At 70.6% G+C, this 15,004-nt stretch carries 17 protein-coding genes and 1 pseudogene; 5 read left to right on the plus strand and 13 right to left on the minus strand.

Going from position 1 to position 15,004, the window contains the following annotated elements; translation table 11 throughout:
• Positions 1 to 109: 109 nt before the first annotated feature.
• Positions 110 to 1,063, minus strand: a complete 954-nt coding sequence (locus tag MA875_RS08210) for a 3-hydroxyacyl-CoA dehydrogenase family protein (RefSeq protein WP_248241635.1) — start codon at positions 1,061 to 1,063, stop codon at positions 110 to 112.
• Positions 1,060 to 1,374: pseudogene (locus MA875_RS08215) on the minus strand (RpiB/LacA/LacB family sugar-phosphate isomerase); the annotation flags it as partial. The gene MA875_RS08210 and the pseudogene MA875_RS08215, both read right to left, overlap by 4 nt.
• A 63-nt stretch (positions 1,375 to 1,437) precedes the next feature.
• Between MA875_RS08215 and MA875_RS08220 the strand changes: the two are divergent.
• On the plus strand, positions 1,438 to 1,806 hold the full coding sequence (locus MA875_RS08220) for a PhzF family phenazine biosynthesis protein (protein WP_248241636.1): 369 nt from the start codon (positions 1,438 to 1,440) through the stop codon (positions 1,804 to 1,806).
• Positions 1,807 to 1,876: 70 nt separating this feature from the next.
• On the plus strand, positions 1,877 to 3,121 hold the full coding sequence (locus MA875_RS08225) for a phosphotransferase (protein WP_248241637.1): 1,245 nt from the start codon (positions 1,877 to 1,879) through the stop codon (positions 3,119 to 3,121).
• Between the two features lie 13 nt (positions 3,122 to 3,134).
• Here the strand turns inward: MA875_RS08225 and treS are convergent, their stop codons facing one another.
• The 4 genes from treS to MA875_RS08245 all read right to left on the minus strand — a co-directional run bounded on the left by treS (position 3,135) and on the right by MA875_RS08245 (position 7,418).
• Positions 3,135 to 5,456 carry a maltose alpha-D-glucosyltransferase gene (gene treS, locus MA875_RS08230; RefSeq protein ID WP_248241638.1) on the minus strand — a complete coding sequence of 774 codons (2,322 nt, stop codon included), beginning with the start codon at positions 5,454 to 5,456 and terminating at the stop codon, positions 3,135 to 3,137.
• Positions 5,457 to 5,556: 100 nt separating this feature from the next.
• Positions 5,557 to 6,396 (minus strand): universal stress protein, encoded by an 840-nt coding sequence (locus MA875_RS08235; RefSeq protein ID WP_248241639.1) that lies wholly within the window; start codon positions 6,394 to 6,396, stop codon positions 5,557 to 5,559.
• A 217-nt stretch (positions 6,397 to 6,613) separates the two neighbouring features.
• Positions 6,614 to 6,985: an SHOCT domain-containing protein gene (locus MA875_RS08240; protein WP_248241640.1), complete on the minus strand. Its 372-nt coding sequence runs from the start codon at positions 6,983 to 6,985 to the stop codon at positions 6,614 to 6,616.
• Position 6,986: 1 nt separating this feature from the next.
• A complete protein-coding gene (locus MA875_RS08245; protein WP_248241641.1) occupies positions 6,987 to 7,418 on the minus strand; it encodes a DUF6325 family protein in 432 nt (143 codons plus the stop codon).
• A gap of 196 nt (positions 7,419 to 7,614) precedes the next feature.
• On the opposite strand from MA875_RS08245, the gene MA875_RS08250 reads away from it, so the two are divergent.
• Entirely contained in the window at positions 7,615 to 8,058 is a 444-nt protein-coding gene (locus MA875_RS08250; protein ID WP_248241642.1) for a YbhB/YbcL family Raf kinase inhibitor-like protein, read from the plus strand.
• Positions 8,059 to 8,080: 22 nt separating this feature from the next.
• On the opposite strand, the gene MA875_RS08255 is transcribed toward MA875_RS08250, so the two are convergent.
• Both MA875_RS08255 and MA875_RS17505 read right to left on the minus strand, forming a co-directional pair.
• Positions 8,081 to 8,620 carry a YaeQ family protein gene (locus MA875_RS08255; protein WP_248241643.1) on the minus strand — a complete coding sequence of 180 codons (540 nt, stop codon included), beginning with the start codon at positions 8,618 to 8,620 and terminating at the stop codon, positions 8,081 to 8,083.
• A 56-nt stretch (positions 8,621 to 8,676) separates the two neighbouring features.
• A complete protein-coding gene (locus tag MA875_RS17505; RefSeq protein WP_282448806.1) occupies positions 8,677 to 8,799 on the minus strand; it encodes a hypothetical protein in 123 nt (40 codons plus the stop codon).
• Positions 8,800 to 8,930: 131 nt separating this feature from the next.
• On the opposite strand from MA875_RS17505, the gene MA875_RS08260 reads away from it, so the two are divergent.
• The gene (locus MA875_RS08260; RefSeq protein ID WP_248241644.1) at positions 8,931 to 9,848 is read left to right on the plus strand and encodes a LysR family transcriptional regulator; all 918 of its coding nucleotides are present in this window, start codon (positions 8,931 to 8,933) and stop codon (positions 9,846 to 9,848) included.
• A gap of 5 nt (positions 9,849 to 9,853) precedes the next feature.
• Here MA875_RS08260 and MA875_RS08265 read toward each other — a convergent pair whose 3' ends face one another.
• The 3 genes from MA875_RS08265 to MA875_RS08275 are packed head-to-tail and all read right to left on the minus strand — an operon-like array spanning position 9,854 to position 12,278.
• Positions 9,854 to 10,834: a cation efflux transmembrane domain-containing protein gene (locus tag MA875_RS08265; RefSeq protein ID WP_248241645.1), complete on the minus strand. Its 981-nt coding sequence runs from the start codon at positions 10,832 to 10,834 to the stop codon at positions 9,854 to 9,856.
• Positions 10,831 to 11,319: a type 2 periplasmic-binding domain-containing protein gene (locus MA875_RS08270; protein ID WP_248241646.1), complete on the minus strand. Its 489-nt coding sequence runs from the start codon at positions 11,317 to 11,319 to the stop codon at positions 10,831 to 10,833. The genes MA875_RS08265 and MA875_RS08270 overlap by 4 nt, the downstream gene beginning before the upstream one ends.
• Positions 11,320 to 11,330: 11 nt before the next feature.
• Positions 11,331 to 12,278 (minus strand): SDR family NAD(P)-dependent oxidoreductase, encoded by a 948-nt coding sequence (locus MA875_RS08275; protein ID WP_248241647.1) that lies wholly within the window; start codon positions 12,276 to 12,278, stop codon positions 11,331 to 11,333.
• A 208-nt stretch (positions 12,279 to 12,486) separates the two neighbouring features.
• Here MA875_RS08275 and MA875_RS08280 point away from each other — a divergent pair, with 208 nt between their 5' ends.
• Positions 12,487 to 13,563, plus strand: coding sequence for a YihY/virulence factor BrkB family protein (locus MA875_RS08280; protein ID WP_248241648.1), 1,077 nt, complete (start codon positions 12,487 to 12,489; stop codon positions 13,561 to 13,563).
• On the opposite strand, the gene MA875_RS08285 is transcribed toward MA875_RS08280, so the two are convergent.
• Together MA875_RS08285 and MA875_RS08290 are read right to left on the minus strand one after the other, a co-directional pair.
• Entirely contained in the window at positions 13,549 to 14,271 is a 723-nt protein-coding gene (locus MA875_RS08285) for a DUF72 domain-containing protein (RefSeq protein WP_248241649.1), read from the minus strand. The genes MA875_RS08280 and MA875_RS08285 overlap by 15 nt on opposite strands.
• 26 nt (positions 14,272 to 14,297) lie before the next feature.
• Positions 14,298 to 14,966, minus strand: a complete 669-nt coding sequence (locus MA875_RS08290; protein WP_248241650.1) for a hypothetical protein — start codon at positions 14,964 to 14,966, stop codon at positions 14,298 to 14,300.
• Positions 14,967 to 15,004 lie beyond the last annotated feature (38 nt).

The raw sequence follows: 15,004 nt of genomic DNA on the forward strand, positions 1-15,004 counted from the left end.
CCCGATCGCCGAGCCCCACGCCGCAAGCGCGTCCCACGCTCGGTGATCGGCCCTCGCGCGGTTGATCGCGCGCACGGCGACCGACGCTGCGCCGATCACCGTGCGAGCGTCACACCGCGTCGAACGGAGACGGCCCCAGCTCGTCGAGAAGCTGGGCCATCTTGGCGTACGCCCGGTTGCGATACGCGACGAGCTCGGCGATCCGCTCCGGCGCGATGTCACGGAACCCCGAACCGGTCTTCGTGCCGAGCTCTCCAGCAGCGACGCGCTCGGCGAGGACCGCCGGGGTCGCGAACCGCTCCGGGAAGGTTCCCTGGAGCGATGCGTAACAGAATGCGTAGACGTCGAGTCCCGCCATGTCGGCGATCGCGAAGGGCCCGAAGAACGGCAGGCGGAACCCGAAGGTCGACCGGACGACGGCGTCGATGTCCTCTGGCGTGGCCACCCCCTCCTCGACCAGCTGCGTCGCCTCGTGGAAGAGGGCGTACTGCAGGCGGTTCAGGACGAACCCCGTGACATCCTTCACGCGGGCCGGCACCTTGCCCGACCCGGCGATCAGCTCCTCCGCCGCCTGGATCGTCGCCTCGTCGGTCCCCGTGTGAGGGATGATCTCGACCCCGGGCACGAACGGCGCGGGGTTGGAGAAGTGCACGCCGAGGAACCGCTCGGGGCGGATGACCGCCTCGGCGAGAGCGGCGATGGAGATGGTCGAGGTGTTGCTGCCGATGACCGCCGACATCGGAGCGGCAGCCGAGATGCGCCGGAGCGTCTCGTGCTTGATCTCGATGCGCTCGGGCACCGCCTCCTCGACGACGTCGGCGTCCGCGACGGCCGCCTCGATGCTCTCGGCAGCCGTGATGCGCGAGGTGATCGTGTCGGTCGCGCCGGGAGCGAAGAGACCCTGCTCCTCGAACTGGGTTGTCTCGGTGCGGATGCGCTCGAGGTTGGCCGCGGCGATCTCGGCCGTCACATCGGAGATCACGACGTCGTGGCCGCCGAGGGCGAACACCTGCGCCATCCCTCCCCCCATGTAGCCGCTGCCGACGATCGCGATGCGGCTCATGCGCTCACCTCTCGGTCGTAGGCGTCGATCGCGGCGACTTTCGTCGCCGAGGCGGATGACGGGTCGAAACGGTAATCCAGCCACTCGCCCACCAGACGCTTAGCGAGCTCCAGTCCGATGACGCGCTGCCCCATCGTCAGCACCTGCGCGTTATTGCTCAGCACGGATCGTTCGACCGAGTAGCTGTCGTGCGCGGTGACGGCCCGCACCCCCGGGACCTTGTTCGCCGAGATCGCCACGCCCAGCCCGGTCCCGCAGATGAGGAGGGCCCGATCGGCCTCGCCCTCGGCGATGCGCCGGGCCGCCTGGAGCAGTTCCTCGACCCCGCGTTCCCGCCGGCCGTGGCATACGCCGGCAACCGACATCCGCTCCTCGTGGTCCGCTCACGGGAGGCGCTCGATCGGATCACGTTCGCTCCCGAGGCGGCGCGCGCGCTCATGGACGACGAGGGGTGGCCGGCAACGATCATCATCGCGTGGGCCGAGGGCGGTGACCGTTGGCATGCGCGCAACGTCTTCCCCGTGGGCGAGATCACCGAAGACCCGGCGACGGGAGCCGGCGCGGCCGCCCTCGGCGGGTACCTCCGCGAGACACGGGCGGTGACGCCCCCGCGTCGCATCCGCATCTCGCAGGGCGAGCACGTCGGACGCCCGAGCGTGCTGACCGTCCACATCCCCGCAACCGGCGGGATCGTCGTCTCCGGCTCGGCCGTGCGCCTCCCCGACCCAGCACGCAACGCCTGATCCTTTACGCCTCCTGGCAAGCTGCGTCCAGTGCTTTACCCGGGGTGCCCGCGCACGCCAAGGTGGAACGGTGCCTCATGCAGACGAACTCGGCGGATGGGTGGCGCAGCAGCGCTGGTATGCGGGAAAGAGCCATGAGCCCCGCTTCCGGCTCCTCGACACCCAGCCCGCGCCCCACGCGACCCGTTACCTGCTGATGGATGACGCCGGCGCGCGGCCGGTGCTCTACCACGTGCCGGTCTCCAGCGTGCCGACGGCCCCCGACACTCCCGCCCTGATCTCCAGGACGGCCGAGGGCTGCGAGATCGACGCGGCGCAGCATCCGCCCTTCGCGATCGCCACCCTCGAGGCCATGGGGGTCGATGTCAGCCGCGTCACCGGCAGCCGCGTGCTCACCGGGGAGCAGTCGAACACGTCGATCGTCTTCGACGAGGACGGTCAGCCCACCATCATCCTGAAGCTGTTCCGCACCCTGCACGACGGGGAGAATCCGGATGTCACGGTGCAGCGCGCCCTGAGCGCCGCCGGTTCGCCGTTCGTCCCGAAGTTCTTCGGCAGTCTCGACGCCGAATGGCCCGACAGCGGACTTGAGGGCGGGGTCGCACGCGGCACGCTCGGCTTCGCGCAGGAGTTCCTCCCCGGCGTCCGCGACGGATGGGCCATCGCCCTGGAGGCGGCGCGCGAGGGACGTGACTTCACCGACGCCGCCCGCGACCTCGGACTCGCCGTCGCGGGCGTGCACGGCGCGCTCGGGCGGACGCTCGGCACCGCCGACGGGGGCGCGGAGGCGGTCGCCGCCGCCGAGGTCACGTGGCGTCGACGGCTCATGCTCGCCGTCGCCGAGGTGCCCGCCGTCGCCGATCGTGCCGCCGCGATCGAGGCGGTCTACGAAGCCGCGCTCGCGCGCCCGTGGCCGCGGCTGCAGCGGATCCACGGCGACCTGCACCTCGGGCAGGTGCTCGCCGTCCCCGACGCCGGATGGCGCATCGTCGACTTCGAGGGCGAGCCCCTGCGGCCCATGCACGAGCGCGCCGTGCCCGACCTGCCCCTGCGCGACGTGGCGGGCATGCTGCGCTCGTTCGACTACGCGGGTGCGGTCGGAGGAGCATCGGATGCCGCGGCGTGGGCCGCCGCCTGCCGCGCGGCGTTCGTCGAGGCCTACGCCGGCGCCGACGGGTCGGTGGGGTTGGATTCGGTGATCCTCCGCGCCCTCGTGCTCGACAAGGCGGTGTACGAATCGATCTACGAGGCGCGCAACCGCCCCACCTGGCTCCCCGTGCCGCTCGCGGGGATCGACGCCGCCCTCGCGGGCTGAGCGCCCGCCCGCGTCATCCGATCAGATCCTCGTCCTCGTCGGGCTCTCCCGGCTCGAGCAGGAGGAACGTCGCGCCGTAGGCGGGGAGCGACACCGTGAAGCTCTGCAGATCGTCAACGTGACCGATGACCTCGCCGGAGGCGGCGTCACGCACTTCCGACCGCCGCGCGAGCTGCTTCGAGCGGACCGTTCCCTCGACCGGTTCGCCGGCGAAGTTGAGCACCGTGACCTGGAGCGGCGCGTCGGGATCGTTCGCCCCGTCGTCGAGTCGGTGCACGAGCACGAGCATGCCGTGGTGGGCGACCTCGGGAACATCGACCTGCGTCGCGGTGGCGATGCCGTGCCGGCGCCGCAGGTCGATGATCTGCGACAGGCGCGAGGCGAACGACTCCTCGTCGGTGAACTGCGACGGAAGCGAGCCGTAGAGCGACCGCCCGCGCGGCATGCCCGCCGCCGACCGGGTGGCCTTCGGGTCGACGTCGAGCAGGTCGTGCGCGCCGCGCTCGATCCAGCGGGTGTCGCCCGTGGCGATGAGGTCGGCGACCTCGGCGGCCGGAACCGTCAGCATCCCGACGAGATCCCAACCCGACAGGGCGAAGACCCCGGGCTGCCAGGCGTTGTAGGCGCACAGGAGCAGGTGGGCGTCACGGATGGCCGGGACGTCGGCGTCGGTGATCTCGTCGAGCCGTGCGGCGCCGCGGGCCGCGGCGATCAGCGACGTCGTCGTGCACGCGATGCCGTTCTGGGTGAACACGCGGTTGAAGTCCGCGGTGCCGGTGAGGCTCTCGGTGAGCTCTGCGCGCACCACCTCGGCGAGCTCGCTGCCGGTGATCTCGCGGCCGCGGAACCGGTACTCGTCGTCGGCGTGACGGGTCGCCCAGTGGACGAGCTCGTAGGTGAGTTCGTCGTGGTTCTGCAGGCCGTGCACGAGCTGCACCGGCTGCACGCCCAGCTCGAGGGAGGAGGTGAGCGCGAGGCGGAGGAAGTCGGTGCGACCGGTCGCCAGGGCGTGGTGGTACCCGGGGCGTCCGATGAAGTCGTACGACAGGTCGGCGCCGACGGCGCCGGTGTCGCGGATGTCTTCGATGGTGAGGTTCAGCTCCTGGAAGGTGAATCCGCCGACCTTTCGCACCATGCCGGCGATGATGTGGTTCGCCGCGTGCGAGAGCGGGTGACCCTCCGACCACGCCGGAAGCCCCTCGGTGCTCTTCTCCACCCCGAGGAAGCCGTTGGCGTCCAGGCGCAGCGCGCTCGTGCCGAGCTCGCCGAGGGAGTGCAGCGCGTCGCCGATGACGAGGCGCATGCCGGCGAAGGTCGGGTCGAGCCAGTTGATGGAGGGCTGCCCCTGCTTGAAGTAGTGCAGGTACACCCAGCGGCGGGTGACGCCGTCGGGCCCGAGCACGGGCGCCGTGGCGCTCCAGTTCGTCTCCTTCACGCCCGGGGTGTAGAAGATGACGCGCTGGAGCGCGCCGATGATGTAGCCGCGCTCGGCGAGCTCGTGCTCGGTCGCGGGGTCGAGGTTGACGCTGTCGACATCGTCCGGAACGTCGGGGAGGAGCGCCCAGTCCTCTTCGAGGATCTCGACCATGTGGTAGATCCCGGGGTAGTCCTTGAACCCCATCTCGGCGAGGCGGAAGTCGGCGCCCTTGCCGGTGTGACCGGGCACGATGTCGTCGATGATGCTGCCGCCGTGGGTGTCGGCGACATCGCACAGCGCGCGGAATTCGTCCTCCGTGCCGAAGGCCGAGTCGATCGCGGTGCTGATGCGGTCGAAGTGGCCGTCGACGCTCGGGGTCTCGAGCCACCCCGCGATGCCGCCGGCGCGCTTGACCGGACCGGTGTGGATGGCGGTGATGCCCACGCGCTCGAACGCCGACCACAGGGCGTCGTCGCCCAGGGCCGCGAGGAAGGACTGCCCGGGCCGGGTGATGAGCGAGATCGGGTAGGCGGTGAACCACACATCGCTGGTCGCGATCGCGCGCCGCGCATCGGGGCGGGCGTAGGGGTTCCGCCACATCGACGGCTGCCCCGACACCTGCCGGGCCAGCACGTCGGCATCCTTCAGCATCGACTGGCGCACCAGCCACTCGACGTACGAGGGGTTCGTACCGTTCGCGGTGCGGGGGTCGGTGGCGACCCGGCGGACGCGTCCGCCGCCGCGGAGATTGTCGCGGGGCCGCAGCCGCCGCGGGCGGGCGGGGTACCGCTGCTCGTCGTAGCTGATCTCCGGCGTATCGGGCTCGGAGGTGTCGGAGTCGGTGTCGAGTTCTTGCAGCAGGGGGAGGTCGATGGGGCCGGTGTAGAGCTCCTCCGGCCGGTACTCGTCGCGCGCCATCCTTCGACCGTACGTATTCCACGCGCCCGATGCGAGGTCTGGCGTGTCGGGCTGTGGACGGCTAGGGCGGTGCGTGCGCCCGGGCGGGGCGAGCCGCGGGTCAGCGCACGGCGGCGGTCACCGTCGCAAGGTGGGCGAGCACGTCGTAGCTGACCGAGCCCAGCACGAAACGGCGGAACGCGCCCCGGCCGTGGGTCCCGACCACGACGAGCCGCGCCGTGGCGGCGTGACGGTTGATCAGCTCGGCGGGATAGCCGCGCTCCGCGCGCGCGACGATCTCGAGGTCGGGGTAGCGACTGCGCAGACCCGCCAGGGCGATCGACACCGTCTCCTCGGTGAGGGCTTGCATGTTCTGCAGATACTGCTCGGGGTACCGGCCGTGGTTGCGCGGCGCCGGAAGCGGCAGCCAGGCGCCCACGGCGATGAGCGGCTCACCCAGTCGGTCGGCCTCGGCCGCGGCCCAGGCGACCGCGTGCTCCGAGGTCTCGGATCCGTCGACGCCGACCACCACGCCCCGACGCTCACCGAGCTCGACGTCGGGCACGACGACCACGGGGCAGGACGCCGTCGAGACGATGCGGAAGCCGTGCGGGCCCCGCGTCGCGCCGGCGCCGGGGCCTCGATGGTCGCTGCCGATCACGAGCAGCGCGGCGCCCTCGGCGGCCGCGATGAGCTTCTCGGTCGGGTTGCCCCGTTCGACGATGACCTCTACCTCGAGGCCGTCGGCGCGAAGCCGGGCGGCGATCGTCTCGGACCGCTCCCGCATCGCGGCGAGGAAGCTCTGGGCGAGGGCATCCTCGCCGACGACCCCCACCGCACCGCCGAGGATCGAGATGAGCCTCAGCCGCTGTCTCCGGTCGCGCGCGCGCGACGCCGCCCACGCCACCGCGCGGTCGGTCACGGGTGCGTCCGTCACTCCGACGGCAATCACTTCCGACATCGTCGTCCCTTCCCTCGTCCGTCCCTCACCTGTCCCGCGTCAGCCCCGCCGGCCTCCGCCTCCGCCTCCGCCTCGGCCTCGGCCTCCGCGAGAGTGCATCTGCGCGCCGAGAATCCGGGGTTCACCCCCACTCTCGGCGCCCCGTTGCATTCTCGCGGGCGGTGGGTCGCGTGTCGAGCGCGACCCACGCCGCGCGGAGCGCGGAGCGCGGCGCGCGTCAGCCCAGCAGCTTCGCCTTCGCGGCGGTGAACTCCTCGTCCGTCAGCACGCCGCTCTGCTTCAGGGCGGCGAGCTGCTGCAGGCGCGCGATCATGTCGTCGCCTGCCCCGGCGCCCGGCGAAGAGGCGGCGGGAGCGGATGCCGCGGGCGCGGCCTGCGGCATCTGTGCGGCGACCGCCGCCTGAGCCGCCGCGCCGAGCTGGGCCTGCTGCTGGGCGGCCTGGTACTGCTCCTGCTCGTACTGCGACTGCGCCTTGCGCTCGCGCGACCCCTGCACCGCACCGCTCACGGCCGATGCGGTTCCCGCGACCACGGCGGTGCGGGCGGCGAGGCCCAGCAGGCCCGGGCGTCCCATGCGTCGGAACGGCATGTCAGTTCTCCTCTGCGTCGATCATGTCGGCCACGGCGTTGACGACCGGGGCGGGGATGCGCTCGGCCGTCAGCACGGTGCCGCCGCTCTGCGCGACCTTCTCCGCGAGAGCGCGCACGTACGTCATCTCGAGGGCGACCAGCACCGCCGAGGTGCCGGGGTCGATGAGCTCGGCGAGCTCGTCGATGTCTTCCGAGGCGGTCAGCCCCGCGGCGAAGAGCTCGATGCCCTCGATGCCGAGGGCGTTCTGCTCCTCGACCTCGATCATCTCGATGTCACCCTCCGCCGACTTCCGCAGGACCACCAGGTCGAGGAGGCGCACCACGCCCGACTCGATGATCTCGCGCAGCGCCGCCACCGCATCGGGGTGGGGCCGATCGCTGTCGAAGCCGACCAGGTACAGCTCCACCGGCCCGTACCGGAACTCGACCATCGGGTGTCCTCTCTCGTGGGCCGGGGCGCGCGTCAGCGAGGGGTGCACGGCCTCCGGGGTACCGCCATCCTCTCGCGGAGCAGGCGACGGGCGCCATCCTCAAATCCCGAGTGATCCGTCTGCGCCGCCTGGGAGAACCCGCAGACGATCGCGGATCGCCGCGCCCGCAGCATCCGTCCGGGGGCAGGATGTATTCATGCGCATCGACACGCTGACCATCTCGAGTCCTGACATCACCGACCTCGGCGACATCCCCGAGAGCTTCTCGGCCGACGGCGGCAACGACGCACCCCGCCTGGAGGTCAGCGGGGTCCCCGAGGGCACCCGCGAGCTGGTCGTGATCGCGCATGATCCCGACGCTCCGCTGCCGGACGGGTTCACGCACTGGGTTCTCTACGGGCTCCCGCCGGTGGATCAGGTGGTCGACACCGCCGCCGCGACCTCCGGACCGAACGGTGCGGGCAAGACCGGATGGTACGGACCGCAGCCGCCCGCGGGGCACGGCCGCCACCACTACTACTTCTGGGTGTACGCGCTCGACCGCGAGGTGACCGGCACCCCCAGCCGCGAGGAGTTCCTGCGCGACTACGCCGACGCCGTCATCGAGCAGAACCGGTTCGTCGGGCACTTCCAGCGCTGACGCTGATCAGTCCCATGCCGGCTCATACGAGCGGCTCGTCGCGGATCGCCGAGCTGAGAGCCGTGCCGTTCAGGTCGAGATAGAGCTGCCGCTCGGTCACCGACAGCGTCACGGTGTTGCGCCGCGCCAGGGCAGCAACGGCGTCATCGATGAAGCCCGGGTCGAAGCTGTGGAGCACGATGTCCTCGCCGCGGTGAATCGTCTTGCCCGCTACGCCCGCGCGGACCTTCGCCGGATCGCGGTGGGTGTACACGGTGGTGCGGTCGGCGAGCTTGCTTCCGAAATGAAGGCGTCCGGCGTCAGGCGCGCCGACCTCGATCCACGCCGTGATGCGCCCGGTGGCGTCGCGGATGAGCACGGCGGGCTCCTCGGTCGAGGAGATGCCGCCGCTGAAGGCGATGCCCTCCTCGTACTCGAGCAGGTACGCCAGCACCCGGGTGACCATGTACGCATCGGTCTCGGACGGATGCCGCGCTGCGCGTACCGTCACCTCGTCGTAGACACCTCGGTCGACATCGGCCAACTGCACCTCGAAGGTGTGCATCACTGCGCCGGCGGCCATGGTCGTCAAGCCTACGGGGAGGATCGCTCCTGCCGACGGGAGCGCTGCCCCGAGGGTCAGATGACGCGGGCGTACGTGCGGGTCGGCACGCGACCGTAGCCGTCGGTCAGCGTGAGCGTGACGGCGCCGGCGATCGCGGCGACGGCCGTGGTGATGAGGAGCGCGAAGAAGACGACCATGATCGGGCCTTTCAGAGGGGTGGATGTCGATGCACCACGAGCCCCGTTGCTCTTCTCGACACCTCCATTCTGAGCCGCGCTACCTTTCAGCACAAGCGAAGCGTTCTGCAATGTCGATGTAAGTTTACTTCATGGACGTTCGCAGGCTCGATCTTCTTCGCGAGCTCGCGGAGCGCGGCAGCATCACGGCCGTCGCCGCCGCCACCCACCGCACGCCGTCGGCGGTCTCCCAGCAGCTGAAGGTGCTCGAGCGCGAGGCGGGCGTTCCGCTGACCGAGCGGGTCGGGCGCGGCATCCAGCTCACGAGCGCCGGCCACGCGCTCGCCCGGAGCGCAAGTGAGGTGGCGGTCGCGCTCGAGCGCGCCTCGGCCCTGTGGGACGAGTTCCGCAACCACCCCAGCGGCGAGGTGCGGCTGGCCACCTTCCCCTCGGCCGGCCAGGTGCTGCTCCCCGGCGTTCTCCAGCAGGTGTCGCGCACCCCCGGACTGATCCTGTCGTGCGCAGACGGCGATCATGAGCTTCTCGATTTCCCCTCTCTGACCGCCGACTACGACATCGTGCTCGCCCATTCGCTCCGCGGTGCGCGCGCGTGGGGCGGTCGGGGCCTTCGGGTGGTTCCCCTCATGACCGAGGCGCTCGATATCGCACTCCCCGCCGACCACCGCCTGGCGGGCCGGAGCTACCTCACCCCCGGCGACGTCGTCGATGAACCCTGGATCGGCGTGCCGATCGGCTTCCCCTTCGAGCGCATCCTGCACGACATCGAGGAGGCCGCGGGGCGTCGAGCCACCATCTTCCAGCGCATCAGCGATCTGCGGATGGTCGAGGCTTTCGTGGCGGCCGGCCTCGGCGTCTCGCTGATCCCCCGCTCCACCTCCGGCGGGATCGATCCGAGTCGCGTGGTGCTGAAGCCGCTGCGAGGCGTGGACGCCGAGCGCGACATCGTCGCGCTGCTTCGGCCCGACACCGCCGAACGCCTCGCCGTGCGCACGGTGCTCGAGATCCTTCGGGCGAACGCCGCCCAGATCGAGGCCGCTCACGCGACGTGAAGGCGTCACCCGCGGTGGTCGACGACGTCGGGGAGTTCCCGCACCGGCACCACCACGATGTCCTGCACCTTCCAGTCGAGGCCGATGCACGCCGTGCGCGCGTCCTCCAGCGTGTCGAGCGAAGGCATCCGCCCCTTTCGCGGAACGACGAAGGCCTCGATGTGGAACACATGACCCTCGTCGCGGACGCGGCTGGCCGCGTCATCCACCCAGCGAAGGGTTCGGAGGTAGTCATCGACCGCGATCGCCACCGGATGCGGCGCCGTGTCGTCGAAGGTCGTGGCGCGGGCATCCATCAGATCGGTGACCGCCGCGCCGGTGTTCCGCAGCCCGTCCCAAAGGATGCTGCCTGCGATGAACATGGCGGCCGCTCCGTCCAGCCACCAGACGCCGAGACCGATGCCGGTGACCCCTACGATCGAGCCGACCGCGGTCATCCAGTCGGCTTTGTTCATGTCGGCATCGGCATACAGCACCTTGTCGTGCAGTTCCTGGGCCAGCGTCATCTTCGCGCGGCCTATGAAGACCGGCGGAAGGGCGATGAGCGCCATCACCCCGATCATGAGCCAGCCGAGCCAGATCGTCGCCCCGAAGATCTCGACCGTCCCGATCGTCGGGTGCTCGAGGAGGATCAGGCCGATCGCCGAGTCGACGAGGAGGTAGGTGCCCATCGTCATGAGCGCCACCGCGGCCACGAGGTGCCCGATGCCCACCGAGCGATGCTGGCCGTAGGGATGCTTCGGGGTCGGGAGCGCCCGGCTCACCCGCACCGCGACGAGGAACGCGAGCGGAGGCAGGAACGACAGGAGGTCTTCGATCCACGCGGCCTTCATCGCCTGGGAGTTGCCGAGGACGAGCCCCACCAGCGTCACCGATACGGCGAGGAAAGCGATGGAGATCCACTCCAACCGGATCGCTCTGCGCAGCACCTCGCGCTGGTGCTCGGGCAGCTCGGTGTGCCCGAATCGCACCGTCTGACCGGTCATCGGTCGCCCCGTTCGACGTACGCGGAGAGGAAGCGCTCGAGCTCGGAGAGGAAGGCGTTCTCGCCGAGGGGCACGAGCATGGCGAGCATGTGCGTGCGCCCCTGGTCGTCGACCACCTCGCGATAGGCGCGTGTGACGCCGGCCTTGTCGGTCCACGGTGTCTTGTCGGTGATGCCCCCGGCCACCAGATCGAGGGTGCCGTCTTCGAGGCCGCGTACGAGCGTTTCCTCCGCTCCTACTGTCCAATCCACATCGGCGTCGAGCGACTGGGCGAAGGCACGAATCGCGTCGGCCTCGTCACCGCGCGGCGCGTCTCCCGACACATCCATCAGGTCGCCGTTGGGGGTGACCCCAGCGTGCAGCACGCCGCCTCGGACGTCGACGAGCGTGCCGTCGGGGTCGGCCGGCATCAACGGCTGGCCGCACCCCGCGAGCAGGAGGATGAGGCAGAGCGCCGCGATCGAGAACTGGCATCGCGTGTGCATGACGACTCCTCTCACCGGCCGAGGAGACGGCGCGGCGAGGACGCGTCCTCCCGCCGCATTCGAGCGCGGACCCCGCCGGTGACGGTCGCGTCCACGCCCGTCGACTCATGGATCGCCCCCGGCGTGTGCGGTGTCGGGGCTCCGAGGCGCGCCTCGATGCCCGCGATCCTCGCCGACAACCGATCGACCACATCCGGGGCGACGCGGGCGGCGGACAGGGCCAACCGCGCTTTGGCGCCCACCGGGCGCCACGGGCGGGGGTGGGTGCAGGAGCGGACGATCGCATCCACGACCGGTCGCGGGCTGCTCATCGCGGCCATGCGCAGCGAGTGACCGGTTCGGTTGCCGGCACGGTTCCAGAAGGGGGTGTCCAGTGCCCACGGGAGGATCGTGCTGATGCGGATGCGGCGGTCCTCCCCCGACAACCGCAGCTCCTGACGCAGCGTGCGCCCGAGGCCGGTGATCCCGGCCTTCGACGCCGCATACGAGGCCTGATACGCCAACGGCACGCTGCTCTCCACAGAGCCGACGTTGATCAGCACCCCGCCGTCCTCCTGCGTGCGGAACTGCCGGAGCGCGGCGTGCGCGCCGGCGATCACACCCGTGAGGTTGACCTCGATCACGCGTGCATGGTCGACGACCGGTACGTCCCAGAACGGCCCTATAGCGCCGATTCCGGCATTGTTGATCCACACATCGATGCGCCCGAACCGCGCGACAGCGTCGGACGCGAGGCGGTCGACGGCAGCGGCATCGCTCACATCGGTCGGCACGGCGATCGCGACGCCACCCCCCGCCGCGATGCGCGCCACCACGTCGTCCAGCTCCTTCCGTCGTCGAGCTGCGGCGACGACGTTGGCACCGGCCATCGCCGCCTCCCACGCGACTCCGCGTCCCACACCGGTCGTCGCCCCGGTCACGACGACGGTTTTGCCCCGGAGGCGCGTCAGTGTGCTCACCCTCTCATCGTGCGCACCCGAGGTGATCTCGGTCACGGGCCTTGCCAGCCGCCGTCGAGAGGGCTAGACGCCGGCATCGCGGCATCCGCCCTGCGATCGGAACGGACGCTTTAGTCCTCCGCTCGGGCGAAATCAAGTCCCGTCCGCGTTCCGGGCGCCTCTGCCCACAATGCTGCACTCACGACAGCCACGAGCCGGGGAGAATCTCATGACCAGCGACACCGCCCAACACGATCGAACGAACGCGGGCGCGCCGGACCCCGAAGCTCCGGGCAAACCCGACTCGCCCGATGACCTGACCAAGCGCTCGTGGAAGTACGTCTTCGGAAAGACCGCGCGGGAGTTCTCATCGGATCAGTGCACCGACATCGCCGCCGCCCTCACCTACTACGCGGTGCTGTCGATCTTCCCCGGCCTGGTGGCGATCTTCTCGCTCCTCGGTGTGATCGGGCAGGGGGATGCCGCGGCGAGCACGGTGCTCGAGATCGTCGACCAGGTCGCCCCCGGCGACACGGCCGACGCGCTCCGCGGGCCGATCGAGCAGCTCGCCGGATCACCGGCCGCGGGGTTCGCGCTGATCACGGGTCTTCTCCTGGCCATCTGGTCGGCCTCCGGCTACGTCGGGGCGTTCAGCCGGGCGATGAACCGCATCTACGAGATCGAGGAGGGGCGCCCGATCTGGAAGCTCAAGCCCAGCCAGCTCCTCATCACCGTGATCGGTATCGCGCTGATCCTGGTGTGCGTGGTCATCCTGGTCGTCTCGGGGCCGGTCACCGAGGCGGTGGGTGAGGCCCTCGGCCTCGGCGAGGTCGTCCAGACGGTGTGGTCGATCGCGAAGTGGCCGGTGCTGGCCGTCATCGTGGTGCTGATGGTGGCAATCCTCTACTACGCCACCCCCAACGCCAAGCAGCCGAAGTTCCGGTGGCTGAGCCTCGGTGCTCTGCTCGCGATCGTGGTGCTGGTGCTCGCCACGGCCGGCTTCGTCTTCTACGTCGCGAACTTCTCCAATTACGACCGCACCTATGGGTCGCTGGCCGGGGTCATCGTCTTCCTGCTGTGGCTGTGGATCGCGAACCTCGCCCTGCTGTTCGGCGCCGAATTCGACGCGGAACTCGAGCGCGGTCGTCAGCTGCAGGGCGGCATCGCCGCCGAGGAGGACATCCAGTTGCCGCCGCGCGACACCCGCAAGAGCGACAAGGCCGCCGAGAAGGAGCGCCAGGATGTCGAGGAGGGCAGGCGTCTGCGCACGGAGGCTGCGCGATCGGGCGGTTCAGGCGAGGAATGACCGGAGCGTTCGAGCATTGCGCACCGCGTGGCCGGCGCCGTCGTTGTTGAAGTAGGCGTACACGTCTCGGCCGTGCGCTTCCCACTCGCGGATCCGGTCAGCCCACCACGACAGGTCGGCGTCGGAGTACGACCCCGCGTACAGGGCGCCTGTGTCGGGGCCGTGCAGCCGCACGTACACCAGGGGCGCGGTGGCACGGAGGATGCACTCCAGCCGGGCCCCGCTCATGACGCAGTAGGCCGCACCTCGGCGCTCGAGCATGGCGAAGACCTCGTCATGATGCCACGACGGGTGGCGGAACTCCACCACCGGCCTCATCCACGTCGGAGTGCGAGCGAGAAACCAGTCGAGTCGCTCGTCATCCCGTTCGAGATCGGGCGGCAGCTGCACCAGAAGCGGACCACGCCGGTCGGCGAGGGCGTGGAGGCCGCGGGCCATCCGCTCGAGCCACACCTCGGGCTGAAACAGCTTCCGCGCGTGCGTGAGCCCCCGGGGAGCCTTCACCGCCATCTGGAATCCCTGCGGGGTCCGCTCGCGCCAGCCGGCGAAGGTCGTGTCGCGCGCCCAGTGGTAGAACGTGGCGTTGACCTCGACGGTGTCGAACGCAGCGACGTAGTGCGCCAGCCTGTGGCGCGAGGCGAGTCCCGGCGGGTAGAGCACGCCGTTCCAATGGTCGTAGCTCCACCCCGACGTCCCGATGTGCGCCATTCCGTGTGGCGGTGTCGGTCCGCCGCCTACGGCGCGGCGGACGTGCTCGCGGCGAGTCCGACGCGGTCGACCCGGCGATGGAAGCGCATCCCGGCCATCCCGCCGAGGACAGCGCCGATGAGCGCGACGAGCGCGGCGCCGATGGCGGTGAGGATGCCGGTGAGCGTGGCCGTCTCGGGTGTGACGGGGATGCGCGGGAAACTGTCGAGAGCCGCCAGGACGTCCCACTGGCTGCCGGCGATCGCGGTGATGATCGCCACCACGACGGCCACCACGATCGCCCAGATCCAGACGGCGATGCCCTGCTTCGCTCCACTGAACCGCGCCATCCGCCCCGCGACGTACCCGCCGGCGAAGTAGGCGATCAACAGCACCAGCCCGATGACCACGGCCCCGACCACCGTGGTGACGACGGGATTTGCCGCAGCGTCGTCCGCCGCGTCGTCGATGGTGCCGGTCTGCAGCCCGACCGCGCCGGCGATCGAGGCGACGAGCGCCGTCAACAGCACTGCGGTGCCGGTCGCGGTGAGCCAGCCGAAGAATGCCGATCCGAACTTCATCCCCCCGAAGCGCTCGCGTTCGCGAGCGAGCACGTCTTCGCGGAGGTGCGCGGGGTTCCCGGGCCGCGCTTCGGTGGGCCGTGGGTCGCGGCGGTCGTCGGCGCGATTCGGTCGGTCATCGGTCGGGGATGTCATGCCCGCGACGGTAATGAGCGGAGTCCACACCCGTCTCC

It is taken from the genome of Microbacterium kunmingense (assembly GCF_023155745.1).
GTDB lineage: Bacteria > Actinomycetota > Actinomycetes > Actinomycetales > Microbacteriaceae > Microbacterium > Microbacterium kunmingense.

Excerpts from the sequence above, each read along its gene's own strand:
- MA875_RS08210 (WP_248241635.1), bottom strand. The coding sequence starts at position 1,063 with ATGAGCCGCATCGCGATCGTCGGCAGCGGCTACATGGGGGGAGGGATG.
- MA875_RS08260 (WP_248241644.1), top strand. The coding sequence starts at position 8,931 with ATGGACGTTCGCAGGCTCGATCTTCTTCGCGAGCTCGCGGAGCGCGGC.
- MA875_RS08265 (WP_248241645.1), bottom strand. The coding sequence starts at position 10,834 with ATGACCGGTCAGACGGTGCGATTCGGGCACACCGAGCTGCCCGAGCAC.
- MA875_RS08240 (WP_248241640.1), bottom strand. The coding sequence starts at position 6,985 with ATGCCGTTCCGACGCATGGGACGCCCGGGCCTGCTGGGCCTCGCCGCC.
- MA875_RS08245 (WP_248241641.1), bottom strand. The coding sequence starts at position 7,418 with ATGGTCGAGTTCCGGTACGGGCCGGTGGAGCTGTACCTGGTCGGCTTC.
- MA875_RS08270 (WP_248241646.1), bottom strand. The coding sequence starts at position 11,319 with ATGCACACGCGATGCCAGTTCTCGATCGCGGCGCTCTGCCTCATCCTC.
- MA875_RS08285 (WP_248241649.1), bottom strand. The coding sequence starts at position 14,271 with ATGGCGCACATCGGGACGTCGGGGTGGAGCTACGACCATTGGAACGGC.
- MA875_RS08235 (WP_248241639.1), bottom strand. The coding sequence starts at position 6,396 with ATGTCGGAAGTGATTGCCGTCGGAGTGACGGACGCACCCGTGACCGAC.
- treS (WP_248241638.1), bottom strand. The coding sequence starts at position 5,456 with ATGGCGCGCGACGAGTACCGGCCGGAGGAGCTCTACACCGGCCCCATC.
- MA875_RS17505 (WP_282448806.1), bottom strand. The coding sequence starts at position 8,799 with ATGGTCGTCTTCTTCGCGCTCCTCATCACCACGGCCGTCGCCGCGATC.
- MA875_RS08255 (WP_248241643.1), bottom strand. The coding sequence starts at position 8,620 with ATGGCCGCCGGCGCAGTGATGCACACCTTCGAGGTGCAGTTGGCCGAT.
- MA875_RS08250 (WP_248241642.1), top strand. The coding sequence starts at position 7,615 with ATGCGCATCGACACGCTGACCATCTCGAGTCCTGACATCACCGACCTC.
- MA875_RS08280 (WP_248241648.1), top strand. The coding sequence starts at position 12,487 with ATGACCAGCGACACCGCCCAACACGATCGAACGAACGCGGGCGCGCCG.
- MA875_RS08290 (WP_248241650.1), bottom strand. The coding sequence starts at position 14,966 with ATGACATCCCCGACCGATGACCGACCGAATCGCGCCGACGACCGCCGC.